This is a genomic window from Bradyrhizobium niftali, assembly GCF_004571025.1.
Classification (GTDB): Bacteria; Pseudomonadota; Alphaproteobacteria; order Rhizobiales; family Xanthobacteraceae; genus Bradyrhizobium; species Bradyrhizobium niftali.
Genome location: NZ_SPQT01000017.1, coordinates 87,534 through 113,352, shown reverse-complemented (window position 1 = coordinate 113,352; position 25,819 = coordinate 87,534). Strand labels below are relative to the sequence as shown.

The 25,819-nt window shown below is 64.5% G+C and carries 30 protein-coding genes; 9 read left to right on the top strand and 21 right to left on the bottom strand.

From position 1 onward, the window contains the following. Nucleotides 1-59: 59 nt before the first annotated feature. Nucleotides 60-551 (bottom strand): c-type cytochrome, methanol metabolism-related, encoded by a 492-nt coding sequence (locus tag E4K65_RS27005; RefSeq protein ID WP_027546458.1) that lies wholly within the window; start codon nucleotides 549-551, stop codon nucleotides 60-62. A gap of 111 nt (nucleotides 552-662) precedes the next feature. Then, nucleotides 663-2,474, bottom strand: coding sequence for a lanthanide-dependent methanol dehydrogenase XoxF5 (gene xoxF5, locus E4K65_RS27000; RefSeq protein ID WP_135176702.1), 1,812 nt, complete (start codon nucleotides 2,472-2,474; stop codon nucleotides 663-665). Between the two features lie 515 nt (nucleotides 2,475-2,989). Between xoxF5 and E4K65_RS26995 the strand changes: the two genes are divergently transcribed. Further along, nucleotides 2,990-3,958 carry a helix-turn-helix domain-containing protein gene (locus E4K65_RS26995; RefSeq protein WP_135176701.1) on the top strand — a complete coding sequence of 323 codons (969 nt, stop codon included), beginning with the start codon at nucleotides 2,990-2,992 and terminating at the stop codon, nucleotides 3,956-3,958. A gap of 40 nt (nucleotides 3,959-3,998) precedes the next feature. Here the strand turns inward: E4K65_RS26995 and E4K65_RS26990 are convergent, their stop codons facing one another. The 6 genes from E4K65_RS26990 to E4K65_RS26965 all read right to left on the bottom strand — a co-directional run bounded on the left by E4K65_RS26990 (nucleotide 3,999) and on the right by E4K65_RS26965 (nucleotide 9,874). Then, nucleotides 3,999-4,424 carry a hypothetical protein gene (locus E4K65_RS26990; protein WP_135176700.1) on the bottom strand — a complete coding sequence of 142 codons (426 nt, stop codon included), beginning with the start codon at nucleotides 4,422-4,424 and terminating at the stop codon, nucleotides 3,999-4,001. Between the two features lie 147 nt (nucleotides 4,425-4,571). Continuing rightward, nucleotides 4,572-5,561: a Bug family tripartite tricarboxylate transporter substrate binding protein gene (locus E4K65_RS26985; protein WP_135176699.1), complete on the bottom strand. Its 990-nt coding sequence runs from the start codon at nucleotides 5,559-5,561 to the stop codon at nucleotides 4,572-4,574. Nucleotides 5,562-5,662: 101 nt separating this feature from the next. After that, nucleotides 5,663-6,688 (bottom strand): FUSC family protein, encoded by a 1,026-nt coding sequence (locus E4K65_RS26980; RefSeq protein WP_135176698.1) that lies wholly within the window; start codon nucleotides 6,686-6,688, stop codon nucleotides 5,663-5,665. Nucleotides 6,689-6,922: 234 nt separating this feature from the next. Next, nucleotides 6,923-7,846 carry a substrate-binding periplasmic protein gene (locus E4K65_RS26975; RefSeq protein WP_135176697.1) on the bottom strand — a complete coding sequence of 308 codons (924 nt, stop codon included), beginning with the start codon at nucleotides 7,844-7,846 and terminating at the stop codon, nucleotides 6,923-6,925. Continuing rightward, complete coding sequence (locus tag E4K65_RS26970; protein ID WP_135176696.1) at nucleotides 7,843-8,199, bottom strand: c-type cytochrome; 357 nt, start codon at nucleotides 8,197-8,199, stop codon at nucleotides 7,843-7,845. The genes E4K65_RS26975 and E4K65_RS26970 overlap by 4 nt, the downstream gene beginning before the upstream one ends. 10 nt (nucleotides 8,200-8,209) lie before the next feature. After that, on the bottom strand, nucleotides 8,210-9,874 hold the full coding sequence (locus E4K65_RS26965; RefSeq protein ID WP_135176695.1) for a methanol/ethanol family PQQ-dependent dehydrogenase: 1,665 nt from the start codon (nucleotides 9,872-9,874) through the stop codon (nucleotides 8,210-8,212). 342 nt (nucleotides 9,875-10,216) lie between these two features. Between E4K65_RS26965 and lanM the strand changes: the two genes are divergently transcribed. The 4 genes from lanM (at nucleotide 10,217) to E4K65_RS26945 (ending at nucleotide 12,245) form a co-directional block, all read left to right on the top strand. Then, nucleotides 10,217-10,609: a lanmodulin LanM gene (gene lanM / locus E4K65_RS26960; protein ID WP_135176694.1), complete on the top strand. Its 393-nt coding sequence runs from the start codon at nucleotides 10,217-10,219 to the stop codon at nucleotides 10,607-10,609. A 171-nt stretch (nucleotides 10,610-10,780) separates the two neighbouring features. Further along, nucleotides 10,781-10,861 carry a pyrroloquinoline quinone precursor peptide PqqA gene (gene pqqA, locus E4K65_RS26955; RefSeq protein ID WP_012029362.1) on the top strand — a complete coding sequence of 27 codons (81 nt, stop codon included), beginning with the start codon at nucleotides 10,781-10,783 and terminating at the stop codon, nucleotides 10,859-10,861. A gap of 25 nt (nucleotides 10,862-10,886) precedes the next feature. Then, a complete protein-coding gene (locus E4K65_RS26950; RefSeq protein ID WP_135176693.1) occupies nucleotides 10,887-11,792 on the top strand; it encodes a DUF6662 family protein in 906 nt (301 codons plus the stop codon). A gap of 243 nt (nucleotides 11,793-12,035) precedes the next feature. Further along, the gene (locus E4K65_RS26945; protein ID WP_135176692.1) at nucleotides 12,036-12,245 is read left to right on the top strand and encodes a hypothetical protein; all 210 of its coding nucleotides are present in this window, start codon (nucleotides 12,036-12,038) and stop codon (nucleotides 12,243-12,245) included. A gap of 10 nt (nucleotides 12,246-12,255) precedes the next feature. Here the strand turns inward: E4K65_RS26945 and E4K65_RS26940 are convergent, their stop codons facing one another. From E4K65_RS26940 to E4K65_RS26920, 5 genes are read right to left on the bottom strand one after another with little or no spacing between them, the layout of a single operon-like run. Next, entirely contained in the window at nucleotides 12,256-12,603 is a 348-nt protein-coding gene (locus E4K65_RS26940; protein ID WP_135176691.1) for a hypothetical protein, read from the bottom strand. Between the two features lie 41 nt (nucleotides 12,604-12,644). Further along, entirely contained in the window at nucleotides 12,645-13,454 is an 810-nt protein-coding gene (locus tag E4K65_RS26935) for a pentapeptide repeat-containing protein (protein ID WP_167771182.1), read from the bottom strand. A gap of 47 nt (nucleotides 13,455-13,501) precedes the next feature. After that, entirely contained in the window at nucleotides 13,502-14,230 is a 729-nt protein-coding gene (locus E4K65_RS26930) for an ABC transporter ATP-binding protein (RefSeq protein ID WP_027546472.1), read from the bottom strand. Then, the gene (locus E4K65_RS26925; protein ID WP_135176688.1) at nucleotides 14,220-14,957 is read right to left on the bottom strand and encodes an ABC transporter permease; all 738 of its coding nucleotides are present in this window, start codon (nucleotides 14,955-14,957) and stop codon (nucleotides 14,220-14,222) included. Before E4K65_RS26925 ends, E4K65_RS26930 begins: the two co-directional genes overlap by 11 nt. A gap of 1 nt (nucleotide 14,958) precedes the next feature. Continuing rightward, nucleotides 14,959-15,939, bottom strand: a complete 981-nt coding sequence (locus tag E4K65_RS26920) for an ABC transporter substrate-binding protein (protein ID WP_167771195.1) — start codon at nucleotides 15,937-15,939, stop codon at nucleotides 14,959-14,961. An 87-nt stretch (nucleotides 15,940-16,026) separates the two neighbouring features. Between E4K65_RS26920 and E4K65_RS26915 the strand changes: the two genes are divergently transcribed. Further along, a complete protein-coding gene (locus E4K65_RS26915) occupies nucleotides 16,027-16,386 on the top strand; it encodes a hypothetical protein (protein ID WP_167771181.1) in 360 nt (119 codons plus the stop codon). A gap of 251 nt (nucleotides 16,387-16,637) precedes the next feature. Here the strand turns inward: E4K65_RS26915 and E4K65_RS26910 are convergent, their stop codons facing one another. Continuing rightward, entirely contained in the window at nucleotides 16,638-17,456 is an 819-nt protein-coding gene (locus E4K65_RS26910) for a quinoprotein dehydrogenase-associated SoxYZ-like carrier (protein WP_167771180.1), read from the bottom strand. Between the two features lie 70 nt (nucleotides 17,457-17,526). Beyond that, nucleotides 17,527-18,453 (bottom strand): quinoprotein relay system zinc metallohydrolase 2, encoded by a 927-nt coding sequence (locus E4K65_RS26905; RefSeq protein WP_135176684.1) that lies wholly within the window; start codon nucleotides 18,451-18,453, stop codon nucleotides 17,527-17,529. 129 nt (nucleotides 18,454-18,582) lie between these two features. On the opposite strand from E4K65_RS26905, the gene E4K65_RS26900 reads away from it, so the two are divergent. Together E4K65_RS26900 and E4K65_RS26895 are read left to right on the top strand one after the other, a co-directional pair. Further along, on the top strand, nucleotides 18,583-19,464 hold the full coding sequence (locus E4K65_RS26900; protein WP_135176683.1) for a substrate-binding domain-containing protein: 882 nt from the start codon (nucleotides 18,583-18,585) through the stop codon (nucleotides 19,462-19,464). Next, nucleotides 19,461-20,015, top strand: a complete 555-nt coding sequence (locus E4K65_RS26895; RefSeq protein WP_135176682.1) for a PQQ-dependent catabolism-associated CXXCW motif protein — start codon at nucleotides 19,461-19,463, stop codon at nucleotides 20,013-20,015. Before E4K65_RS26900 ends, E4K65_RS26895 begins: the two co-directional genes overlap by 4 nt. A 318-nt stretch (nucleotides 20,016-20,333) precedes the next feature. On the opposite strand, the gene E4K65_RS26890 is transcribed toward E4K65_RS26895, so the two are convergent. The 6 genes from E4K65_RS26890 to E4K65_RS26865 all read right to left on the bottom strand — a co-directional run bounded on the left by E4K65_RS26890 (nucleotide 20,334) and on the right by E4K65_RS26865 (nucleotide 25,190). Further along, nucleotides 20,334-20,633, bottom strand: coding sequence for a copper-binding protein (locus E4K65_RS26890; RefSeq protein WP_135176681.1), 300 nt, complete (start codon nucleotides 20,631-20,633; stop codon nucleotides 20,334-20,336). A 136-nt stretch (nucleotides 20,634-20,769) separates the two neighbouring features. Continuing rightward, nucleotides 20,770-21,384 carry a hypothetical protein gene (locus tag E4K65_RS26885; protein ID WP_135176680.1) on the bottom strand — a complete coding sequence of 205 codons (615 nt, stop codon included), beginning with the start codon at nucleotides 21,382-21,384 and terminating at the stop codon, nucleotides 20,770-20,772. Next, nucleotides 21,381-22,229 carry an ABC transporter permease gene (locus tag E4K65_RS26880; RefSeq protein WP_135176679.1) on the bottom strand — a complete coding sequence of 283 codons (849 nt, stop codon included), beginning with the start codon at nucleotides 22,227-22,229 and terminating at the stop codon, nucleotides 21,381-21,383. Before E4K65_RS26880 ends, E4K65_RS26885 begins: the two co-directional genes overlap by 4 nt. Next, complete coding sequence (locus E4K65_RS26875) at nucleotides 22,226-23,035, bottom strand: ABC transporter ATP-binding protein (protein ID WP_135176678.1); 810 nt, start codon at nucleotides 23,033-23,035, stop codon at nucleotides 22,226-22,228. Before E4K65_RS26875 ends, E4K65_RS26880 begins: the two co-directional genes overlap by 4 nt. Further along, nucleotides 23,032-24,000 carry a YVTN family beta-propeller repeat protein gene (locus E4K65_RS26870; RefSeq protein WP_167771179.1) on the bottom strand — a complete coding sequence of 323 codons (969 nt, stop codon included), beginning with the start codon at nucleotides 23,998-24,000 and terminating at the stop codon, nucleotides 23,032-23,034. Before E4K65_RS26870 ends, E4K65_RS26875 begins: the two co-directional genes overlap by 4 nt. An 8-nt stretch (nucleotides 24,001-24,008) precedes the next feature. Continuing rightward, nucleotides 24,009-25,190: an ABC transporter substrate-binding protein gene (locus tag E4K65_RS26865; protein WP_135176676.1), complete on the bottom strand. Its 1,182-nt coding sequence runs from the start codon at nucleotides 25,188-25,190 to the stop codon at nucleotides 24,009-24,011. Between the two features lie 59 nt (nucleotides 25,191-25,249). Here E4K65_RS26865 and E4K65_RS26860 point away from each other — a divergent pair, with 59 nt between their 5' ends. Further along, nucleotides 25,250-25,819, top strand: a complete 570-nt coding sequence (locus tag E4K65_RS26860; protein ID WP_135176675.1) for a DUF3280 domain-containing protein — start codon at nucleotides 25,250-25,252, stop codon at nucleotides 25,817-25,819.

The following is a 25,819-nucleotide window of genomic DNA, read 5'->3' as shown; positions in this document are numbered from 1 at the left end:
GTAAACTCCTCAGATTCTCGCAGGGCGCCAAGACGTAGTCTCGGCAGTCCTCGTAGCGTTCATTTCTTGCCCATGCAGGCGTCTTCCGCCTTGGTGTAGGTCTCGTTCTTCTCCTCCTTCTTGGAGGGACGCTGCCGACCCCACGCCTCGTCGGAGCGGGCGCGCAGATAGACGTAGAGATCGTCCATGTAGCAGGCGACGTTCGGGTTGTCGCCGAAGGCAGGCATGACGTTCTCCTGCGCGGTCGAGATGTTCTTGCGACCGGAGGCGACGACGCCGAGGAAGTCGCCATAGCTCATGGTCTTGACCGAATCCTTCAACGCCGGTGCGTAGGTGGATCCCATGCCGTCGGGGCCATGGCAGACGTGGCAGTCGGAGTGATAGCGGCGATATCCGGAATAGGTGAACCAGTCCACGGTGCCGTCGGCCGAAATCTTGTAGGTCGGATTTCCTTCCTTATCGAGCCACTTTCCGTCGTCTTCCTTCTTGACGGCGGTCGGGTCGCCCGGACCGTCCGCAACAGCAATTCCCCCCGAGGTTACGAAGATCATCGCAGCAATGACAAAGCAGATTTTACGCAAGAGATTATCCTCGAAGGCATCAGGTGGAGACGAGCCGGCGCGTGGAGTTGGTCCACGCGCCGGAGCGACACGAAGGTGAGGCTAGTTCGCCGCCGGCAGCGAGAACACGGTCAGCGTACCGCCGAGTGCCGTGTAGTTGCTGAGAGCCGCGTAGCCACCGACTGCGCCGAGACCGGCGGTCGGATCGGTCAGACCAGCTGCCAGACCGATGCCGGCCCAGCCGCCGACGCCCGAGAGCACTGCGACATACTGCTTGCCGCCGTTCTCATAGGTCGTGACGTTGCCGATGATGCCGGAGGGAGTCTTGAACTTGTAGAGCTCCTTGCCGGACTTGGCGTCGACCGCCTTCAGGTAGCCTTCGAGCGTGCCGTAGAACACCACGCCGCCGGCGGTTGCGAGCGCACCCGACCAGACCGAGAACTGCTCCTTGTTCGACCAGACGATCTTGCCGGTCTTGCCGTCCCAGGCGATGAAGTTGCCCATGTGGCTTTCACCCTGCGGCGGATACATCGAGAGCGTCGCACCCACATAGGGCTGGCCCGCGGTGTAGCTCACCTTGAACGGCTCGTAGTCCATGCAGACGTGGTTGGTCGGAACGTAGAACAGCTGCGTGTCCGGCGAGTAGGCTGCCGGCTGCTCGTCCTTGGTGCCGAGCGCGGCCGGGCAGATGCCCTTCACGTTGTGGTCTTCGCCGGCCTTGTCGGTCGAAGCTGCGTCGAGCACCTTCGGACGGCCATAGGTCGGCGAGTTCTTGTCCATGTCGACGCCGGAGGTCCAGTTCACCTTCGGATCGTACTTTTCGGCAACCAGCAGTTCGCCGTTCTCACGGTCCATCGTGTAGGCGAGGCCGTTGCGGTCGAAATGGGTCAGCAGCTTGCGCGGCTGGCCGTTGATCTGCTGATCCGAGAGGATCATCTCGTTGACGCCGTCATAGTCCCACTCGTCATGGGGCGTCATCTGATAGACCCACTTGGCCGAGCCGGAATCCGCGTCGCGCGCGAAGATGGTCATCGACCACTTGTTGTCGCCCGGACGCTGCTTCGGATTCCAGGTCGAGGGGTTGCCCGACCCGTAATAGACGAGGTTCAGAGCCGGATCGTAGGACATCCAGCCCCAGGTGCAGCCGCCGCCGATCTTCCACTGATCGCCTTGCCAGGTCTTCAGCGAGGAATCGGCTCCAACCGGCTTGCCGAGCGACGTCGTCTTGGCCGGGTCGACCTTGATCTGGTCGTCCGGACCTTCGGAGAAGGCGCGCCAGACCTGCTTGCCGCTCTTGAGATCGTAAGCGGTGACGTGGCACTGCACGCCGAATTCGCCGCCGGAGATGCCGACCAGGACCTTGTCCTTGACGACCAGCGCCGCCGAGGTGCCGGTCTGGCCCTTGCTCGGATCGCCGTTCGTCGCCGACCACGCCACCTGGCCGGTCTTGGCGTCGAGCGCGACGAGGTTGGTGTCGGCCTGATGCAGGATGATCTTGCCGTCGCCATAGGACAGGCCGCGGTTGACCGTGTCGCAGCACATCACCGGGATGACGTTCGGATCCTGCTTCGGCTCGTACTTCCAGACGATCTTGTTCTCGTTTGAAAGGTCAATGGCGTAGACCTTGTTCGGGAACGGGGTGTGGACGTACATCATGTTGCCGATGATCAGCGGTCCGCCTTCATGGCCGCGCAGCACGCCGGTCGAGAAGGTCCAGGCGACCTGGAGCTTGCCCACGTTTTGTGCGTTGATCTGGTTCAGCTTGGAATACCGGGTATTGGCGTAGTCGCCCGCCGGCATCACCCAGTCTTTCGGGTTCTGCGACATCTTGATCAGCTCGTCATTGGCTGAAGCGCTGCCGACGGCGAGAGCCGCCGCGGAGCCAAGATAGGTCGCCAGTAGCACCTTGCGCATAGTCATTTCCTCCGTTGGTATCGTTTATTGTTTCCGAAGCGTTGCTCAATCACCGGGCTTCTCGTCCGGCGTCTGCTCGTGCAGGGCGGTCACGATTGGGACCAGAAACGATGGTGTGGTGTTTCCTCCTCCTGATGAGAGCCACGGGTCCACGTGCAGGAGCGGCCCGTTCTTGTTGTTCCTGCCGCAATCCCTAACGACTTCGTCAACGGGAAACTTGCCCAAGAGAGAAGCCGGTTTGCTTGACAGCGCACGGACGCGAAGATTTTGATTTTGCAGTAGCGAATTCAGCGGCTTCCGCACCGCGTCGGGACCACGTTCAGCGCTCAGGTTCCCCTTGACGGCGCTGCAACTAAGGCGGAGGATTAATGTTCAAGGGTGGCAATGAAACGATGGCGCTCGTTGCAAAAGACCGCTCACATTCGAGGTAAACGTCACGCAATCTCGGCCGAGGGCTCCGGCAGCGCTGGTCGCGATTCGCGTCGAATTTCCGAATCAAACCAGTGGCTGGATTAATGTCCGACACAATTCATACGCTCTCGACGACTGGAATGACGCCGAAGCGCCAGGTCCAGAGCTGGATCGACGGGCTGACCAGCCTGTGTGGGCATTTCGACGTCGATCCGCTGGAGGCCTCCTCGCTCGAAGGCCGCATCGACTACACCTCGGTCTCGCGCCTGAAGCTGTGCCAGATCGAGGTCAGCCAGCATCGCATCGCGCACACGCTCGCGCGCGCCAAGGCCAACGAGCACCCGTACATCAAGATCCACTTCCAGACCTACGGCGTGTCCTATTTCGAGCAGGAAGGCCGCCACATCGAATTGAATCCGGGCGACATCATCGCCTATGACGTCTCCTGCCCGCATTCGATCATCAGCCCCGCCTTCACCCGTCACGACGTGGTGATCGTGCCGAAGTCGCTGCTGCGCGACCGCGGTTTCCCATCACAGCGGATGCCGGCCTGCAAATTGTCGGCGAAGACGGGTACGGGACGGATCGCCCACGATTTCGTCCACGCGACGTTCGACGAGGCGGCCAAGCTGTCGGCGAACAGCGCGGTCGGCGTCGCCGATTCGCTGATCGACCTCTTGCTGCTGCCGCTCCGCGAAGCCGACACGATGTTCGATCGGGTCGGGCCCGAGGCGATGTATGTGCGCGCCCAGTTCTTCATCCGCGAGCATCTGCGCGATCCGGATCTGTGCATCGACCAGATCTCCGCCGAGCTAGGCTGCTCCAAGCGCTATCTGCACATGCTGTTCTCCGAGCGCGGCACCACGGTGAGCGATTACATCTGGCAGGCGCGCTTGCAGAACTGCCGCCAGGAGCTCGAGGCCCACGCCGGCAAGACCATCACCGACGTCGCGTTCTCCTGGGGCTTCTCCAGCTCATCGCATTTCAGCCGGGTGTTCCGGAAATATTTCGGCGTGGTGCCGTCCTCGATCCACAAGGCGCAGCAGGGCACTGCGGCCTCGGGCGAGCATTAGGCGAGCGCCGCGACCGACGCAGGCCGCGCGGCGATATCTCTCAGGCCGATATTGCGACGTAGGGAATGCTGGTCACGAGAGCGACGAGCAGCACCGCGTTGCCAAGCATTCCGCTCCAGTGCAGCCGCCGCAGCCGGTGCGGGGCTTCAGCGTCGCCCGCGTCCCTCGCGCGGAGTTGGTCGTCGATCCGTTGCATGAACCAGCGGCGCCCCCAGATGGCCAAGGCTGCGATCAGGCCAACGCCCATCGCGGCGATCAGGCGACCGTCGAGCAGGAAAGCCAGCGCCCCGATCACGCCGGCAACGCGCATTACCAGAAAATGGGCGTTGAACATCCCACGCAATAGCTGGGCGACGGGCTGGATATCGAGCTTCACCAGCAGAAAGGCCGGCGAGGCCAGGGTGAAATAGCCCATCGGAAAGAGCAGGATGACCATAACGGCAATTGCGACTCCGTCCGGTGTCATACGATCGGCCCTTCTTGTTGTCGGCCCCGGTGAGGGCTTCCGGCAGCGCGCACAATCATAGCGGGAAAATGCGCTTCCGACACTAGGCTTTGGTCGGACGCCGGGCCGCGAAGGGAGCACCCGGCGCGCCGCGCCATGGCTTGCGGTTCAGGCCGGCTCGAGGCCGAGCGACCGCGCGCTCTCGATCCAGATCGGCAGCTCGCGCTGATAAAGGGCGTTGCTCTCCTTGAAGCCGATCGCCGGTTCGAGCACGAAGGTCGCGAGCACTTCCTTCACTTTCGGATCGTTGTTGGCGGCGACGCAGAGCTCGGCCAGGCGATCGACCACCGGCTGCGGCGTCGCCTTCGGCACCGCCCAGCCGGTGAAGCCGCTGACGGTGAAGAATTTCGACGTCGCGCCCTGTTCGGGGAGGGTCTTGATCGCGGGAATCGCGTCGACCTTCTTCGAATGCACCGCGAACACAGTGCCGCGATCGCTTTGCAGGACGGATTGCGCGGCTGTGTAACTGCCCATCGCGGCATCGAGCGTGCCTTCCAGCATGCCCGTCCACATCGGCGCTTCGCCGCGGTAGTGGACCGGCTCGATGTTGAGGCCATACTGGTTGTTGAGCTCGTTGATCGTCATGTGCGGGGCCGAGCCGGCACTGTAGGTGCCAAAATTGACCTTGCCGCTCTTGCGCGCGAAGGCGACGAAATCCTCCAGCGTCTTGACGCCGGTCTTGGGGTTCGCGACCAGCAGGAGGCCGGCACCGGGAATGACGCTGACGAGCGCCAGGTCCTTGTCCATGTCGTAGCCCGGATTCTTCATCACCACACGGTTCATGATGTAGGTGGTCGAGATCGAGCACAGCACGGTGTGGCCGTCGGGCTCGGCGCGGGCGACCTCAGCCGTGCCGATCGCGCCGGAGGCGCCCGGCTTGTTCTCGACGACGACGGTCTTGCCGACCTGCTTGGAGATGAATTCGCCATAGGCGCGCGCGAGCAGGTCGGTCTGTCCGCCGGCGGGATAGCTGCAAATCATGCGGATCTGCCGCGACGGCCACGCAGCTTGTGCGGAGGCGCTGCGCGCGACGAAAGGCATCGCGAGTGCGCTGGTACCGGCGGCGATGAAATGGCGGCGATCGAGTTCTTCGGACATGATTCTCTCCCGGATTTTTGTCGAAAGTACTGCATCATGCCGCCGCTGCCATGGGCGACAGGCGAGACAGATTGGCGCATTCGACGTCGCCGATCCTCGCGTCACCCGGACGATCGGGCCTTCCGTATCACGCGCAGCCAGACGATCTCGGTCAGGGCCACCGCAACGAGGCCGAACGTGCCGCCGATCAGCACGTTGACGATGCGCTCCTCCGCAATGCCGCTGGCGCCGCCGGCAAAGGACGCGGCGAGCGCAATGAAGAAGCAGCGCAGGCCGAAGCCGACGATGTAGCGGGAGAAGGAGATCAGCGTGAGGGTGGCTGCGAGCACCGCGAGTGCATAGCCGATCCGACTTTGCGGCAGCACGATTCCGGCGAGGAAGCCGAGTGGCACGCCGACGAGCGCGCCGATCGCCCGCTGCTTCAGCTTGCCGGTGGACGCCGAGAGATCGCCGACCACGACGCTTGCAGCCGACCACATCACCCATTGCCCCTGCGCAAGGTCGAGGATCTCGACCAGCGCCGCCGCGGCGAACACCGCCATGGCGGTCGCCGCCGCGGGCAGAAACCATTCGGCCGCGGGCGGTCCGAACGAGGTCGCCGCGCCAGCGTCACGTCGCCGCTGGTCGTAAACCTGGATCGCGCAGACGAGCGCCAGTGCGATCGGAGAGGAGACGATGATCACGCCGGCATGGCGGAGGGCTTCCGAGGCGCTGACGCCCTCCCGCACCTCGCAGGCGAGATAGACGGCGGGGATGAACACCCAATTGCCGAGCGTGCGGAAATGTTCACCATAGCGCGTCACCGCCACTGCAAGGAAGCCGGCAAGCGCCGTCAGCACCACGAATAGCGGTTTGACGGGCGCTGCAAGGAAAAGCGCGGCAAAGGTGACGAGGATCGCGAGACAGTGCCACGCGATCACTCTTGGCGGCAGGTGCAGCCTCAGCGCGGGAATGAGCAACGAGACCGCGACCAGCCCCAGGTTCAGCAGCGCCGTCTCGCGCGCGATGAAATAGGCGGCCACCATCGGACCAACGACGATCAACGCGCGCAGCAGCTCGCCGGTCTTGATTTCGCGGGAAAGGGCGGCGCGCAGACCGGTCGCGGACGGGATGGTCGGGGAGTTCACGATGACACCAGCGCGTCGAAATGAAGCACGACACATAACACGGAAACGAAATCAGTGCTTTGGCGTGGGACGACAGTCTCGCCACATTCTCGCTGTCATCGCCCGGCTTGACCGGGCGATCCAGTACTCCGAGACGGTTGTGTTCGGACCGATGGGCCGCGGCGTACTGGATGCCCCGCCTTCGCGGGGCATGACGGCAGAGAACGAGGCGCGACCGCTCTCGCTGAACAGGCGTCACCGCTGAATGATCTTCATCCAGACGTCGCCGAGGATCGCGGGCTCGCGCGGCGGCAAATAGGTGAGGCCGGCCTGCTTGCCGAATTCGGCGATCTTGCCTTCAGCGGCGAGCTCGGTCAGCGCCTTGTTGACGGTGTCGATCAATGCGGGATCGCCGGCGAGCCCGACATAGCCGCGATTGGCGCCGATCGGATAATAGTAGCCGGACGCGGTGATCGGCGCATCCGGATGCGCGGTGCGATGGGCATCGAAGCGGCCGAGGTCGATCAGTGTCGCGTCGTAGTCGCCACGTGCCAGCGCGCCAAGGAGATCGTCGCGGCCGGGGACAAGATGCGTGATGTTGTCGATCAGGCGCCCCTTGTCGAAGGTCATCAGGATCGCATCGCCCAGCGATCCGCTCTCGATGGCGAGGCGGAGTCCGGCAAGATCGCCGATGTCGGCGATCTTGCGCCCCTTCGCCTTCGGCCCGAGCACCACCGTCATCGGCGAATAGACGTAAGGCTGGCTCGGCGCGAGCACGCCGAGCGCGACGCGGCGCCGCCGGTCCTCGCGCGTGGCGCCAGCGAAATCCGGCAGGCGCGCCGTCTTCATGCCTGGTTTGACGAGGGAATCCGTCGTCAGCGCGTAGCCGCCGACCAGCGAGCAGCGTCCGTCGGAGAGCAGCGCATTGGCCTCGAGCTGCGGGCTGGAATCCTCATCCAGCTTGCTCTCGAACCACTGGATCTTCAGCGGTCGCCCCATCCGCTCCGCGATCGCCTGCGCCAGCAGCACGTCGAAGCCGGAGTCCGGCTTGCCCTTGTGATGCACCGAGAGCGGGGGCCGATCCTCGTCGAGACAGACATTCAAGGGATCATCGGCCGCATGCGCAGCACTGGCCGCGAGGATCGCGGCGAGGCTCCAGGCGGCGAGCCAGCGCCTCATGGCTTCCTCCGGCTCGAGATGAAGACCCAGAGATCACCGATCTCGTCGTCGCTGAGGATATCGCCCCAGGGCGGCATCTTGTTGTTCTTGCCGTTCTTCACGGTGGTGATGAAGCGCGTCTTGTCGTCGGGAAAGGCGCGCAGGTCCGGCGTGATGGTGCCGGAGTTCATCATGTTGGGACCGTGGCAGTGCGAGCACTTTGAAGCATAGGTCGACTTGCCAAGGTCGATCTGTGCCTGCACGGGATTGCCGGCTGCGTCGTCCGCGGCACGAACGGTCGCCGCAAGCGCGACCGTCAGCACCGCGACGGTGGCGATGGTCGCCACCGTCTTGTGAGCTTCGTCCTTCAGCATCGTGCCGTGGTTACTGCTTGACTGCAAAGACCCACAGCGAGCCGCCGGGCGGCACCTTGGCAAGCCGCTCGTCGCCGGAGAACAGCGAGTAGACGCCGCCATAGCCGCTGGTGACGGCAACATACTGCACGCCGTCCTGCTGCCACGTCACCGGCTGCCCCTCGATGCCGGAGCCGGTCTGGAACTGCCAGAGCTTCTTGCCGGTGTCGGCGTCGAAGGCCTCGAACTCGCCGGTCAGCGCGCCCGAGAACACGACGCCGCCCGCGGTCGACAGCACGCCCGAGAAGCGCGGGATGTCGCTTGGCGCTTCCCACTTGGCCTTGCCGGTCATGGGATCGATCGCCTTCAGATGACCGCGCGGGCCGTCACCCCATTCCCAGAGATCGGTGAGGTCCATGCCGAGATACCATTCGCCCTGCTTGAAGGTGACGGGCTCGGTCTTGTACCTGCCGCCGAAGGCGAGCGTGTTGGCGTAGGCAAGGCCGGTCTGCGGATTGAACGACATCGGCTCCCAGTTCTTGCCGCCGAGGATCGACGGATAGACCGTGACCTTCTTGCCCTCGCGCGCGTCCTTCGAAACGTCGGTCTCGATGGGGCGACCCGTCTTCATGTCGATGCCGGTTGCCCAATTCACCTTCACGTAAGGATTGGCCGCGAGCAGCTTTCCGTTGGTGCGATCGAGCACGTAGAAGAAGCCGTTGCGGTTGGCATCCATCAGCACCTTGGTCGGCTTGCCCTCGACATTCATGTCGGCGAGGACCATTTCGGCCACGCTGTCATAGTCGAACGGATTGTTCGGCGAGAACTGGTAGTGCCACTTGATCTTGCCGGTCTTGGGATCCATCGCTAGCACGGAGCAGGTGTAGAGGTTGTCGCCGGGGCGCACCGCCGAGTTGAACGGGCCGGGATTGCCGATGCCCCAATAGACCGTGTTCAGCTCGGGATCGTAGGAGCCGGTGATCCAGGTCGAGCCGCCGCCGAGCTTCCACGTGTCGCCCTTCCAGGTGTCGCCACCGGGCTCGTCGGGCGAGGGGATCGAATGGGTGCGCCACAGATGCTTGCCCGTCGCCGGATCCCAGCCGTCGATGAAGCCGCGGGTGCCGAACTCGGCGCCGGAGATGCCGGTGATGACGACGCCGTCGGCGACCAGCGGGGCCACCGTCATCGAATAGCCTTCCTTGATGTCGGCCGCCTTCTGCCGCCACAGCTCCTTGCCGTCCTTGGCGTCGAGCGCGATCACGTTGGCGTCGAGGGTGGTGCGGAACACCTTGCCGTCGTAGAGCGCGGCGCCGCGGTTGATGATGCCGCAGCAGACGATGCGCGGCGTCTCGGCGGGATACTCTATCTTGCTCTTCCAGATCTGCTTGCCGGTCTTGGCATCGACCGCCATGGTCGCGTTGTGCGAGGTCACGTAGATCACGCCCTGGTACACCAGCGGCTGCGATTCTTCGCTGCGATCGTCGTTGAAGGAGTAGTTCCAGACCGGGACGAGGTTCTTGACCGTGTCCTTGTTGATCTGCTTCAGGGTCGAGAAGCGCTGGAGATTGTAGCCCATCCCGTAGTTGAGAACGTTCGATGTATCGGTCGCACCCTTGACCAATTGCTCGGTGGTCTGGGCGTCTGCATACGTTGATGCAAGCATGACGAGGCTCGCGGCCATCGCAAAGCGTTTCATCCGTTCCTCCCAATATGCGCGCCTTTTGACGCTGCGACAGCAACACTCCGCCGGAATGCAAAACGCGTCAATACGAAAGTCGTAATCGAGACGCCGATATGTTAGACGGCAGGTGCCGGTCACCTGACGGAAACCTTACAGGCGCCTCTCACTTGTGCGCAGGCGCTGGAAAAATTCCGTGGCATGAAGCGGTGCCGAGCGCAGGCCGCCGGGTTAGGGCAGTCTGGTTCCGCGAGTTGTGCGGCGCGCAGGTTGCAATTCCGGACTTGAACCGGGGCTTGCTTGTGGACTTATGTCGTTTCGATCCCGCTCGAATCGGGGCTCTTGGTCAGGGAGGTTTTGATGATTTCGCGTCGCTCTGTTGCGCTTGCGCTCACGATTGCACTGCTGTCCGGTCCGGCGTGGTCGGCCTCCGGCAACGCGATCAAGATGTTCGATACCGACAATGACGGCACGCTCGATCTTGCCGAGGTGAAGAAGGCGGCCGCTGCATTGTTCGCCAAGCTCGATCCCGATCGCGACGGCACGCTGGATGCCCGCGAGCTGCGCGGACGATTGACGGCCAAGGAACTCGCAGCAGCCGATCCCGATCATGATGGGACTCTCACGCTCGACGAATATCTGTCGGTGGTGGAGCAGCGCTTCAACGCCGCCAATCCGGACAAGGACGGGACGCTGGATGCGAAGGAATTGAACTCGCGCGCCGGCCGCGCGCTGCTGCGCCTGTTGCGCTGAGAGCGGCAGTGCTTGACTGGGAGCGAAGGTGATTTGCCCGAGAGGGAAATTCGCGGGCTAAATGCGACAGTTCGCTGTATCTGCCGTTCAATTCCAGGCTTGCGCTGCTCCTGACGCAGCCCTAGGTTTTGCCCCGCGCGATGTCGCGCTCAATACCTTGGGAGACCCCGGATGGCTTGGAAAGCTCCGAAGATCGTGGAAGTGCCGGTCGGCATGGAAATCAACATGTACGCCTGCGCTGCGCGCAAGTAAGACTGACGGACCTGCCACGGCTTCGATGGCACACGCCGTCGAAGCCGTGGTAGTGTCGGCGATGCGCATTGGAGCCCTCACAATCTGGACGGCGGTTACGTGTGGTGTCGTGCTTGCACCGGCATGTGCCAGCGCCGAGGAGGGCTTCGATACCGAGCACATCTTCGGCTTCATGATCGGCACCGATGTCGGCAATCCCGGCGAGCGCGAATTCCAGACCCAGACCACGGGGCGGTTCGGCAAGGGCGGCGGCACCTATCGCGCCCTCGCGCAGGAGGTCGAGATCGAGGTGGTGCCGTTGCCGAACTTCCGCGTCGAGGTCGGTGGTACCGCAAGCCTGCACGACATCACCGGCGTCCCCGATATCGACGATCGCCGTCAGTTCAATTTCCAGGGCGCGTCGCTCGACCTGCGCTATCGCCTGCTCGACCGCGAGCACGCGCCGTTTGGCCTGACCGTCGCCGCCGAGCTCCACGGCGACCGCATTGACGAGACCAGCGGCGCCAAGGGGCGGATGTACGGCACCGACTTCACGCTCGCCTTCGACCGCGAACTGATCCCGAACTTCGCCATCGGCGCCCTCAACCTGATCTATCAGCCCGAATGGGCGCGCTTCGAGGTGGCGGGACTGTCCGAGAAAAGCTCCACGATCGGCGCGGCCTTCGCCGGCCTCGTGCGGGTGAGGCCCAACATGCTGCTCGGCGGCGAGCTGCGCTACTTCCGGCAGTACGAGGGCATCGGTCTCGGCGAGTTTTCGGGCCAGGCCCTGTTCGTCGGCCCGACCGCCTATTTCCAGCTCTCGGAGCGATCGCGGTTGACACTAAGCTGGAGCATGCAGGCCTGGGGCCGTCCGGCCGGATCGGGCGCCAATCTCGACCTCGTCAATTTCGAGCGCCATCAGGCGCGGCTGGTGTTCGGGGTGAATTTCTAAGGTGGGTTGAAAGTGCTTGGGCTCGTGGTTCGAGACGCCCGCTTTGGCGGGCTCCCCACCATGAGGGTCTAAGATTTCGGCTCGCAACAAGACCTCATCCTGAGGAGCCCGCCAAAGCGGGCGTCTCGAAGGATGGTCACACGGAAACCAGCCCATCCATCCCTCACGCCGGATTGAAACTTCCTTCTCCTTGAAACGTAACCTTTCGTGCTAAATTCCATCGTCCCGCGAGAGGATTCCGGCATGAACCCGATCGACCTGGTGGTGACCGTGTGTGCGGTGCTGTCGCCTGCGACCTGCGAGGAACAGCATCTGGTGTTCAACTATGCGGGGTCGCCGCGGCAATGCGCGATGGCCGCGCCACCCTATATCGCGCAATGGGTCGGCGAGCATCCGAAGTGGCAGGCGGTGCGGTGGCGCTGCGAATATCCGCACGCGAACGACAAGGCGTGACGCGGCCGTCCTATTTCGTGCAGTCCTTCAGGTCCTTGTCGGCGATCGAGAACACAGCATCCGCCTTGATCTCGATACCGAGGACGAAGCACTGGCGCGCATTGGGAAAGGTGACCTTGGCGTCATAGCGGCCAGGCTCGATGCCGGTGATGCGCAGCCGCTCGTCGTGATCGACCTCCTTGTCCTTGTCGTTCAAGGTCTGGTTCGGGCCGAACTCGGGCTTGCCAACCGGCGATAGCTGGAAGCCGGTGATGGTTTCCGTGGTCAGATTCCAGAGCCGGATGCCCTTGCCCTTGCTTTGTGCGGCGGCTTCGCCGGCAAGCGCCAGCAACGTGATCAGCACCAGACCCCAACGCATCAAATCGTCCTCCCAAAGATCGTCCACCCAAGGCGACGCCATTATTGTCTGATCAGGCGCTCGCGGTTCTTTGCCTTGTCGAAATTCCGGGCGCGGTCAAGGCCGATCGGCGCGATCAGCTTCGCTGAGGTAAGATCAGCGCCATCGAAATCGGTGTCGGTGACGGTGGCTCCGGTCAGGTCGGCGCCGCCGAGCTGAGCATTTTTGAGCGACGCACCGGTCAGGTCGGCTCCCTTGAGGGAGGCAAATTCAAGATCGACGCGTGACAAATCGGCGTTGCGCGCGTTCAGCCGCTCCAGGTTGGCGGATCTCAGCACCGCGCGCATCAGCCCCATCGACTGGTTGCGCATATCGGCGCCAAGATGCGCGTCCGCGATCGAGGCGCCGACCAGGCTTGCGCCGGTGAGGTCGGCAGCGATGCGCGCTCCCGACAGGTTCGCGCCGTCGAGGCGCGCGCGGGCCATTTGCGACGCGAACAGATTGGCGCCCTTCAGGCTTGCGCCGGTAAGATCCGCATCCAGCAGCCAGGCCTGATCGAGGATCGCACGGTCGAGCCTGGCGTCCCGGAGTATTGTCTTGTTGAGCCGCGCGGCGCGGAAAATCGCGTTGGACAGGTCCAGCCCCGACAGATCGAGGCCCGACAGGCGCTTGCCGGTGAAATCGGCAGGCTGCGCGGCGCTCGCTTTGGCCAGCACGGCCTCGACCTCCGGCCTGGTCATTTCGGCTGAGACCATCGCGGGGGAGGTGAGGTCGACGTCACGCATCATGTCCTGCGCGCGCGCCGTCATCGCGACGAGTGCGAGGCCAAGCGTCGCAAGACCAAGCGTTGCGAGGGCGACCGTCCGCGTCATCATCAACTCCGCCGCCGGCCTGTCTAGCACGTCTGCCGGGCGACCGGCTATGAGACATCTCGCTCGGCGCGGTCGCCTTGAGTTCGTCGGGCGAGGTCGGCCTTGATCGCGGCAATCTCGGCTTCGCCGCGCGTGTCGCGCGGGATGCCGATAGGCACCTCGGCCACGATGCGCGCCGGCCGCGGCGACAGGAAGAACAGGCGGTCGCCGAGGCGGATCGCGTCGTCGATACTGTGGGTGACGAGCAGCGTCATCACGGGGCGGCTTGCCACCAGCGTGGCGATCTCGTCGCGCAGGCGGCCTGCGAGCGCGTCGTCGAGCGAGGCGAGGGGCTCGTCGAGCACGAGCAGATCGGGCTCGACCGCGAAGGCACGGGCGAGCGCGACGCGGCGGGCAAGGCCCAGCGACAATTCGCCGGGAAAGTGGCTGCGGTGCGCCTCCAGCTCCAGGATCCTGAACAGCTCCGACAGCTTCGCATCGGAAATGCCGGGCGCAGCCAACCGCACGTTCTGCTCGACCGAGCGCCACGGCAACAGCCGCGGTTCCTGGAACACCATGCCGATCCGCGCCTCCGGTGGTCGCGCGATGGTCCCGTGAAAGTCGCGGTCGAGCCCGAGGAGGATACGCAGCATCGTGCTCTTGCCGCAGCCGGAGGGTCCGATCAGCACGCCGACCTCGCCGGATTGAAGCGCGAACTTGATTGGCGCCAGCACGTCCTGCGTCCCGCCCGCCGCGTTCCTGAACGCCTTGCCTGTGATGTCGACCTCAAGCCGCACGGGGCCGCCACCTTGTTGCACGGGCCTCGAACGGCTGCACCAGCACCGTCTCGATCACGAGCACGACGGCCGCGAATGTCAGGGAGTAGGCGAGCAGCCGCGGGGTGTCGAACAGCTGGAAGGCGACCCCGATCTCGAAGCCGACGCCGTTCGGCCGTCCCAAGAGTTCGGCGACCAGCACGATCTTCCACACCAGCGACAGGCCGGAGCGGGCCGAGGCTGCGATATAGGGCGCAAGCTGCGGCAGCACGACATGGCGGAAGGCGCGCCAGCGCGGCATCGCGAACACGCTCGCCATCTCGTCCAGCGAGCGGTCGAGCGCGCGCGTGCCCTCGCGCAAGGTGACGATGGCGGTCGGCAGCTTGTTGATGGCGATTGCGGCGATCGCGGCCGCCTCGGTCAGACCGGCCCAGATATAGGCCAGCACGATCACGACCAGCGCCGGCAGGTTGAGCAGCAGGATCAGCCAGGGATCGCCGAGCCGGTCGGCAAGCTTTACCCGTCCCATCAGGTAGCCGATGGCGCTGCCGAGCGACATCGCCAGCACGAAGGCGAGTGCGACGCGGGCCAGCGTGGCGCCGAGATGCAGGAACAGCGCGCCGCTCGACGCTTCCGCGATGATGACGTTGAGCACGGCAGGCGGGGAGGGCAGTTTTGCGCCGCCGACGAACAGCGCTGCAATCCACCAGGTCGCGAGGAACAGGGAAAACGAGAGAAGACGCAGCACCTCAGTCTCCGGGGACTGCGTGATAGAAGGTGCCGGGATCGAGCTCGGCCGCCGGCCCGACCAGGTCGCGGCCGCCGGTCTCGGCCAGCACGCGATAGAGCACGCGCGCATCCGCCTCCTCGTCGGCGATGCTTCGGCGCGGAATGCCGTCGCGATAGCGGTCACGGTAGGTCTTGAGCATGACGGCATCGCTCGTGCCGGTGAGCGGCGCGATCTTCTCCCAGGCCGCGTCGGAGGTGACCAGCAATTGCTTGGCCTTGCGGGTCATCGCGATGAAGCGCGCCACCGCCTCGCGATGGCTTGCCGCCCAGCTCTCGTCGAAGACATAGCCGACCGCGGAGACTGCTCCCTTGGCGCCCAGCTTGGGAAGGATGTCCTCGATGCCGGCGAGGCGGCGAAAGCCCTTGGCCTCGAGCTGGGCGCAGAAATTCCAGAAATTGAGGCTGGCATCCATCTCGCCGTCGAGCGCCTTGGCGGCGATCAAAGGCGGCGCGCCATAGACGATGGTCGCTTCCGACTTCAGGTCGATGCCGTCCTGCTTCATCCGCGCCTGCAGCAGCAGCCAGCTCTTGTCGATCGGGCCGCCACCGACGGCGAGCTTGCGGCCCTTGAGGTCGGCGAGCGTCTTGATCGGCGAGGCCGCGGGCACCATTACCGCGCCGAGTGCGCTGGAATAGGGGTAGAAGGTGAGCTTGGCGCCGAGGGCGCGCTCGCGCGACACCCACAGCCAGTCCGACAGGATGATGTCGGCGCTGCCGGCGCGGAGCGCGATCTTGCCGGCTTCGGGGCTCGCAAGCTCGGTGACCTCCAGCGACAGGTCGGCGTCCTTGTCGAGGCCGCTGGCGCGGATCGCGGCCAGTTCCCAGGAGAATGTTCCGGTCTTCTGCACCGCAAGGCGGATGCTATCCGCGGCGCGGCCGCTTGCGACCTGTGTCAGCGCCAGCGTCACCGCGAGCGCCAATGTTCGACCAAGTGCTCTCATCACCTTGTGAGCCGTTTCCTCGAAGGGAGTGCTTTTCAGGACAATACGCATAGCATAGCTTTCGTCGCAACCAGCGGGAGGACGCTCATGAATCTGGCGGGACAGCTACGACCGATTGTCGCCGCATTGGCGGTGCTGGTGGCGGCCGTGTCCACGGCGCGCGCCGAGGAGGCCAACGACTATCCGACGTCGGCGCGTGCGGAGTACGTCTATGGCTGCATGAAGGCCAATGGCGAGACACGGGCCGCGATCGAGCAATGTTCCTGCTCGATCGACGTGGTTGCCTCGATCGTCACCTATGAGCGCTACGTCACCGCCGAGACCGCGCTCAGCATGTCCCAGGTCCGCGGCAATCTCGGCGTCCAGTTTCGCACCTCGGAGCAGGCGAATTCGGCGGTGAATGATTTGAGGCGGGCGCAGGCCGAGGCCGAGGTGAGGTGTTTCTGATTTAGCGCCGCATAGACGGTGCAATCCCTTCTCCCCTTGTGGGAGAAGGTGGCGAAGGCGGCCTTCGGCCGCCGTTCTTGAGAACACCGATACTTCGCATCGGCTATGGCGCCGGATGAGAGGTATCTCTCCTCACGCCCAGTCGTTTGAGAGTGTCGCTCGCGGAAGCATACCCCTCACCCGTCTCGCCGCTACGCGGCGATCCACCCTCTCCCACAAGGGGAGAGGGTAAGTCAGCGCAAGCCTCGCGACTACGTCCCCGGCTTCTCCACGTCCCACTCATTGCGGAACACGTGCCCATCCGTGTCCTTGGCTTCCGCGCGGAAGCGCTTGGCGCCGTTCGACACGTAGATGAAGCGCAGATTGGGATCTTCGGAGATCGAGATGCCGCCTTCCATCGACAGAACGGGGCTGTCGTCCTGCGTCAGCTTCAACTGGTTGACGAAGAAGGCGGGAATATAGAGCTGCGTGACCTGGTCCATTTGCAGGCCGGAATTGTTGGGATGGCCGATCATGATCTGCGCCTCGCGGACGCGGCTCGCCGGCGCGTCCTCGCGCGCGAATTGCCGGTAGCGCATCTGCCCAAGCCGGTTCTTCGCTTCCTCGACATTCTTTCCAGCCGGCGCGGAGCAGCCGCCGGAGGCCTTCACATAGGTCTTCGACACGTAGAGCTGGCCGTCGCTGAGCTCGGCCACCGCGTGGACGTCGGTGTAGTTGTTGACCCGCACGCGCGTGGAGATCTCGCTGACATTGGCATCCGGCCCGAGCTCGAACTTCGCCGCCATCGGTGCCGGGTTGCGGTCGATGACCAGCGTGATCGAACGGATGCGGCGGGCATCGCCCGGCGAGAGCTTGCTGCGCAGGGTCACCGGCACGATGGCCGCATCCTCGGCGCGATACGGCATCTCGATGCCGATCACGTCGGCGCCGTCGTTCATCGGGCGGTTGCTGAAGATGTCCTGCACCAGGCCCGGCCAGGGATCGTAGGCCTCTTCGGCATTCGCCGGCGCGGCGAAGGCGATGCCGAGGAGCAGGGCGATCAGGGGCAGGCGGCGTATGCATCCCGTCATGGTCATGGTCCCGTGCGGACGAAGCAGTCAGGGTCCGCGAAGCTGATCCTGGCATAGCGTAGCGCGCCCGCTACTCCCATTCAATTTCCGAAAATGCTGCGGTTGCGTTGCGGGCGTTGTAGTCGTCGAACAGCTGCCAGTGCGTCCGTTCCGATTCAGCTGCCTTGTCCGCGGCGGTTCGGATCGACGCGCCCTTCTTGTTGAGTGTGCGGACGTCGGACAGCATCGTCGTGAGATAACGTCGTTCATCGGCGAGCGCCGCAGGCCAATCGCTCACGGGGCCGTGACCGGGAACGACGCGGGTTGCCGGAACCGTTTCAAGCTCCTTGAGCAGGGCAAGCCAGCCGCGAATGCTGCCGTCCATGACCGGAATGTGGCGGAGAAAGACGAGGTCGCCCGTGAACAGCGTTTTGGTCGTCTCGTCGAACACCGTCAGATCGCTGTCGCTGTGCGCGGCGGGCCAGGCCCGCAAGGTCAGGCGGCGCAATCCAAGATCGAGCGTCATCGTGTCCGACACGAGCAGGGTGGGCGGTACGATCTTCACGGGATCGATCAGCTCGCCGCCCATGATGCGTCTGAAATTGTCGAGATAGTAGGGCCCGCGCGCTGCCAGGGCCTGCGGCAGCTTGCTGTTGCCAACGAAGCTGGTTCCTTCCGCAAGGAAGGCCGCATTGCCGAAGACATGGTCGGGATGGCCGTGGGTGTTGATGACGTAGCGGATCGGCTTCTCAGTGCGGGCCCGCACGGCCGCCAGCAACGCCTCGCCTTCGCGGAGGCTGCCGCCGGTGTCGATTACGGCAACCGCATCAGCGCCCACGATGAAGCCGACATTGGCGATGTCGCCCTCGTTCTCGCGCGTCATCAGGGCGATGGTCCCGGAGTGTACGAAGATTCCCGGCGCGACTTCGCTTACAGGCAATTCGGCTGCTTCCGTGCGTGCTAGCGTCGCTATCCCGAGCAGGGTCAGGGCGGCGATCCTTGAAGCGATGTGAGACACTTTTCCGCCTCAGTTCAAAGGGTTTGCTGCATTGCACTGTAACAAAGGGAAGCCAGCACAAAGTTTGGCAAAACATGGCGCGTCATGCGTTGCATGGATAACATTCAAACAAAACGAGGAGGAAGCGCGATGACGGAGGCCGGACGACATCGTCGCTGGTTGTTCTTGCTGTGGGGTCTGGTTGCGTCCTGTGCGCTGGGCGACGTCGCCATGGCGCAGACCAGCGAGACCGGAGACCTCTCGTTCGAGCTGGTCGACCCAAAGGTGCTGCGGGTCTGCGCCGATCCGCGCAATCTGCCGTTCTCAAACGAGAAGGGCGAGGGGTTCGAGAACAAGCTCGCCAAGCTGTTCGCCGACAAGCTCGGGAAGAAGCTCGACTACGTCTTCTTCCCGCAGGCCACAGGCTTCGTGCGGATGACGCTGGGAGCGCATCGCTGCGACGTCATCATGGGCTTCCCGCAAGGCGACGACCTCGTGCAGGGCACCAATCCCTATTACCGCACGACCTATGCGCTGGTCGCAAAGGCCGGCAGCGGGCTCGAGGACGTCGACACGCTTGAGGACCCGAAGTTGAAGGGCAAGCATGTCGGCATCGTCGCCGGCACGCCGCCTGCGACCAACATGGCGATCGCCGGCCTGATGGGCGACGCAAAGCCCTATCCGCTGATGATCGATACGCGCTTCGACAATTCCGCGCAGGCGATGATCGATGACCTCTCGGCCGGCAAGATCGACGCCGGCGTGCTGTGGGGACCGATGGCGGGCTTCTATGCCAAGAAGGCCGGCTCGCTCCACGTCACGCCGCTGGTGAAGGAAACCACCGGTCCGAAGCTGGTCTACCGCATCGGCATGGGCGTGCGTCCCGCCGACCAGAACTGGAAGCGGCAGCTCAACAAGCTGATCCAGGAGAACCAGGGCGAGATCAACAAGATCCTGCTCGACTTCGGCGTTCCCTTGCTGGACGAGAGCGACCGGCCACTCGGCGCGGAGACGGCCAAGAAGGCGCCATGAGGCGGCGCGTTGCCGCTGCGCTGATCGCCGCCGTTCTGGCGGCGCCGGCATGGGCGCAGCAGGAGCCGTTCGAGCCCGAGGGCTACCGCACCGACAATTACCGCGCGCCGGTGCCGGCGACGCTCGCCGGCGCGCGCGTGCTCACCACAGCCGAAGCCGAGGCGATCTGGCGCGCGAAGAGCGGCACGTTCATCGACGTGATGCCGCGCGCGCCGAAGCCGAAGAATCTTCCCGAAGGCACCGTCTGGCGCGATGCGCCGCGCAGAAACATTCCCGGCAGCCTGTGGCTGCCGGATACCGGCTACGGGAATTTGCCGCCAGCCATGGACGATTATTTGCAGCGCGGCCTCGCGCAAGCGTCGCGAGGCGACAAGGCCGCGCTGCTCGTGATCTATTGCCTGGCCGACTGCTGGATGTCCTGGAACGCCGCCAAGCGTGCATTGGCGTACGGCTATTCCAACATCGCCTGGTATCCCGATGGCACCGACGGCTGGGAGCGTGCGGCATTGCCGACCGAAGAAGCGCAGCCGCAGCCGCGCCCGGATCAATGAAGGTGTTCTCCCTCGCCCCGCTTGCGGGCGCCACGAGCTTCGCTCGCGCTGAGAGGGTTGGGGTGAGGGGGAGTCTCCGCGGGAGTGGTGTCAGAGAGAGACACTTTGCCTCCTCCTCGTCATTGCGAGCGGAGCGAAGCAATCCAGAATGTTTCCGCGGAGGGACTCTGGATTGCTTCGCTCCGCTCGCAATGACGATGTGGGTGGAGCTTTGCGCGGACGTCGACTGGACGGACTCGCGGAGGCTCCCCCTCACCCGGATTGCATCTTCGATGCAACCCGACCTCTCCCCGCAAGCGGGGAGAGGTGAAGGTGACACTACTGCTTCTGCAGCTTGGTCAGCGTCCCGGTGCCGTTATTGTCCGTCGCAGAGTAGCTCACCCTGTCGCCGGCATGGACGGAATCCAGCATCGCGGCGTCCTTGGTCTTGTACTCCTGGAGCGCGCCGGCGCCGCCTGCGCTGCCGCCGACCGTTCCCTTCTGCGTCTGCTGGATCGAGATCGTGCCGTTGAGACGGTCGATCCTGGTGACCATTCCGGTCATGTCGTCAGCAAAAGCGCTGGATCCGAGCATGCTGAGGACCGCAGCGCCTGCGAGGATAAATCTGGTGGTTCCCATCGAGGCCTCCCGGCATTTCGAGATTCACATCGACAAGACATCCTAGAGCGATTTGGTTCCGGCAGATAGCGTTGCAAACGTTAATAGTTGCAATGAGATCGCGGGAACTTCTGCGGAGTCGTCAGCGAGATTGACGCTATTCCAATTCCTGCTGGATCACGCGGCCGAGCGCGAACAGGCGCTGGTCGATCGAGGTCGGAACCTCGCACACGAACCGCACCACCTTGTGGCGGTCCTCGAAAATGCGCGTCTTCCAGATCAGCTCGTTGCTGAGCGCCTCGACCTTGGCCTCGTCGCGCGGTGTCACCCCCTGGAGGGCCTGGAGCGCCAGCGTTTCCTCGCGGATCTTGTCGGCGGCGTCGCGCTGCTTGCGGCTGACACGTTCGAGCCCGATCATGACCTGGGCGCGCTGGGCGTTCAGGGTCTCGAACAGGCCGGCGAAGAGGAGCTTTGCGTTCGTGGTCTTGTCGGTGGCGGAGCCGGCCAGGAATTCCTTCACCGATTTCTCGGCCTCGTCCAGCGGCGTCTTGCGCGCCGACAGCTTTGAGACCAGCGCGCTGACCTTGGCATCGTCCTTCCACTTGGTCTGGACATCGTCGAGCGCAGGCCCAGCCCAGACCGCGGCGAGCGAGATCTCCGGCACTTTCGCCTGCGTGCAGGGCCAGTCCGGATAGCGCGGATCGGCCGCGTGCGCGGCCGTCCCCGTGGCGGCGAGCGCCAGAACGGCCATGGTCACGATCCGAACCTTCATCCTTCGCCTCCCGCAGGGCCCCGTCGCGCCAGCCCGCGCGAGGGATCATAGGCCAGAATCGCACCGATCATGAAGACGATTGTGCAGCTCGCAACCACCGCCAGCGAGATCCAGTTGACCTGTCCGTACAGCGCGAAACGGATCAGCTCGACCGCATGGGTGAACGGATTGGCCTCGCAGAGATAGTACAGATACGGGCTGCCCTCCTGCACCCGCCAGAGCGGGTAGAGCGCCGACGATGCAAAGAACATCGGGAAGATCACGAAGTTCATCACGCCGGCGAAGTTCTCCAGCTGCTTGATGCCGGAGGAGATCAGCATGCCGAGCGAGCCCAGCATCAGTCCGGACAGGATCAGCGCGGGCAGCACGGTGAGGTAGCCGGATGATGGCGGGGTGATGTCCCAGAACCACGCGATCAGGAGGAACGCATAGACCTGGAGCAGCGACACCGCGGTGCCCGCGAGCAGCTTGCAGAACAACAGGAAGCCGCGCGGCAGCGGGCTCACGAGCAGCGTGCGCATATTGCCCATCTCGCGGTCATAGACCATCGAGAGCGAGGACTGCATGCCGTTGAAGAGCTGGATCATCGCCATCAGCCCCGGCGCGATATAGACCTCGTAGAGGATGTAGGTCTCGTAGGGCGGGATGATGGAGATGCCGAGCACCTGGCGGAAGCCGGCGGCGAAGATGAACAGCCACACCAAGGGGCGCACCAGCGCCGAGACGAAGCGTTCGCGCTGATGCAGGAAGCGCAGGCCCTCGCGCCAGACAATGCCGGTGAGGCAGGTCATGTACTCGGCGAACGAGAAGCCGCGCGGCGCCTCGCGGGTGGTGATGCTGCTCATGCGCCGCCTCCCGGCATGACTTGCGCGCCGGTCAGGCGCATGAAGGCGGTGTTGACGTCCTGTGCGCCGGCTTCGGTGACGACGCGGCTCATCGGCCCCTGCGCCAGCACCTTGCCCTGGTGCAGCACCACGAGATCGTCCCCGGCCATGATCTCGTCGAACAGATGCGTGGCCCAGAGCACGCCGATGCCCTGCTCGGTGACGAGCTGGCGGACGTGGCTGATGATGTCGGCGCGCGCTTTGACGTCGAGGCCGACGGTCGGCTCGTCCAGCAGCAACAGGCGCGGCCGGTGCAGCAGCGCGCGTGCGATCTCGAGCCGCCGCATCTGGCCGCCGGAGAGATCGCGCACCTTGCTGCCGGCGCGCTCGGAGAGGCCGATGCGGCCGAGCAGCTCGGCGCTGCGCGCGGCGGCCTCGCGGCGGCTGATGCCGTGCAGGGCTGCGTGATAGAGCAGGTTCTGCGTCAGCGACAGATCGAGATCGAGCGTGCGCGGCTGGAACACGACGCCGAGCAGCCGCAGCGCCTCGCCGGGGCTCTTGCTGACGTCGTGACCGAAAATGCCGACGCGGCCGGACTGGATGCCGAACAGCCGCGTGATGAGCGAGAACAGCGTGCTCTTGCCGGCACCGTTGAGGCCGAGCAGCGCGGTGAAGCTCGCGGGCTGCACGTTGAAGGAGACGTCCATCAGCGCCCGGCGCTGGCCATAGGCGTGGCTGACAGCGTCGATCGACAGCGCCGGCACCGCCGCCGGATCTAGCTTCGGCGCGCTCTCGCGTGGTTCGGCGATGGGAGCGGGACTGGTCATGGCGCGATCGTGATGCCCCAGGGCAGTTCGCCCACCTGAATGGTCTTGATCACCTTTTGCGCGGCGACGTCGATCACGGAAACATCGTTCGACACGCCGTTGGTGGTGAGCAGGTATTTTTCGTCCGGCGTGAACGCCATGTGCCAGACCCGCTGCCCGACCAGCAGGTATTTCGTCACCTTGCGCGAGGCGACATCGACCACGGCGATACGGTTGGCGGGACCGAGTGCGACGAAGGCGGTCTTGTCGTCCCTGGTCATGCCGATGCCGACCGGCTGGATGGCCTCTTTCCGCAGGCCCGGAATCTCGAACGTGACCTTGCCGATCACCTCGTGCTTCCTGGGATCGATGATCGAGACCGTACCGCCGATCTCTGAGGACACCCACAATTCGGACGCGTCGTGCTTGAACTCGGCAAAGCGCGGCCGCGCGTCGACCAGCACGTTGGCGACGATCTGGCGCGAGGTGGTGTCGATGAAATGCGCCATGTTGGTCGTCTCGGACGTGTTGATCAGCATCTTCCCGTCGGGGCTGATGGTCATGCCCTCGGGCTCGACGCCGACCTGGATGTCGCCGAGGCGGGCGCGCTTTTCGAGATCGATCACGGTCACGGTGTTGTCGTTCTCGTTGGCGACATAGAGGATCTTGCCGGCGGCATCCTGCGCGAACAATTCGGGGTCGGGGCCGGAGGGCAGGCTGTCCACGATGCTCTGCGTCTTGGCGTCGATCACCTGGATGGTGTCGTCGTCGCCGACCGCGACCATCACGAACTTGCCGTCGCGGGTGAAGTCGATGCCGCGCGGGCGCTGGCCGACCTTGATGGTCTTGGTCACCGTCCAGCTGTCGGTGTCGATCACCGAGACCGTGTTGCTCTTCTCGTTCGAGACATAGGCGATGAAGGCATGCGCAGGCGCCGCCGCAAGCGCCAGTCCGGAGAGAAGCCCAACACGCCACGTGCGCGACATCCGTGTCCTCACTTCAATTTGCATTTGCTCTCCGGACGGTCATAGCCGAGCGTGTCGAGCTCGGAGACCTGGTGCAGAAAACCTTCCTGCGGCGACACTGACACCACCATGCGGCCGTCGACCAGCAGGATCGGCTGGCGCAGCTGGAGATTCCAGTCACGCAGCGTCAGCCGCGTGCCCTTGAAGGCGGCGACGGAAAAATCCGGCCCCTTGATGAAATCGGCGACCTTTTTCACATCGCCGGAATTGGTGCGCGAGGTGGCTTCGCCGATCATGCGCACCGCCGTCCAGGCCTGCATGTCGAGCGCCGTCATCCGCCGCGAATTCAGCTTGATGAAACGGTTCTGCATCTGGATCGCGCCCCATTGGTCCTGCGCGGCGTCCCAGCTGCGCGGCACGAGGCCCGCCGAGCCCGCCACGGGCCGCGGATCCCAGGTGCGGTAGGGCAGGTAGGCGCCGAACACCTCGCTCTCGTCGGCGGCGACCAGCACGTCGTAAGCCGGCGCCTGCTGCGTGAACACCGGCATCTGGCGCTGGATCAGCGTCACGCCCGAGTCGGTGCGGCGCGCACCGCCGGCGTCTTCAAACGTGCGCTCCTGCACGATCTTGGCGCCGAACCGCGTGGCGGTGCGCCTCAGCGCGTCGGCGAACAGCTTGTCCTCGTCGTGCGAGCCGACCACCAGCAGCCAGCGCTTCCACTGCTTCCACACCAGATACTGGCCGAGCGCATCGGCCAGCATCGCGCGCGTCGGCGCAGTGTGGATGACATTGGCGCGGCAATCGGCCTCGCGCAGCCGCTCGTCGATCGCCCCCGCGTTGAACAGCAGCGTGCCGCGATCGCGCAAGGCATCCGAGACCTTCAGCAGCGCGTCGGCAGGCAGGTCGGCGATGATGAAGCCGTTTTTCTCGGCAAGCGCAGTCGCAGCCTGGACCGGATCTTCGCCTTCCCTGATGCGGCGCTCCTCCAGCGCAAAGCGCTGGCCCAGCAATTTTCCCGTCGTGTTGTTGTCCTCGATGGCGAGGCGCGCGCCCGCAACGCCGTCATTCTCCGTGGGCTGCTCGACCAGCGACAGCGTCGATCTGGTGCCGGCGATTCCGAGATAGCCGACGCCGATCATGACAGGGTCGGCCGCGGACGCGCTCGTCGCAGCAAGACCCAGGCCGATCAGGCCGACCAACCATCGGATCATGTTTCCTCCAAACGTCCTCCCCGGCTTGACCGCCGATGGAGAATTGTCTCTGCTAAAGCATGACCGATTTGTCAGGCCATGCAACCCCGCATTTCGTCCTCGCGACGCGAGGACGCGGAATCACGATCATGCGAGCGCTGCTGTGTTTCGCCGCTTTGCTGTTGACGGGCTCGGTCGCGCTCGCCGATCCGCCGAAGCTCGCCGTGTTCGATTTCGAGCTGATCGACACCAGCCTGCCCGGCGAGTTCTACGGCTCCAAGCCGGAGCTGGTACGGCTCGATCGCATCAGCGAGCAGCTGCGCAAGGAGCTGGCTGATTCCGGCCGGTTCCAGGTGCTCGACATCGCGCCGGTCAGGGACGCCGCCCGTCGCGCCAATCTGCAGGCCTGCGGCGGCTGCGACCTCAAGCTCGCCGGGCAGCTGGGTGCCGACCTGGAGATCACCGGCATGGTGCAGAAGGTCTCGAACCTGATCATCAACCTCAACATCTACCTGCGCGACGTCAAGACCGGCGCCATGATCACGGCGGCGAGCGCCGACATGCGCGGCAACACCGACGAATCCTGGACGCGCACGATGAGCTACCTGATCCGCAACCGTTTGCTGGCGCCGAATTACGGCAGGCCGTGA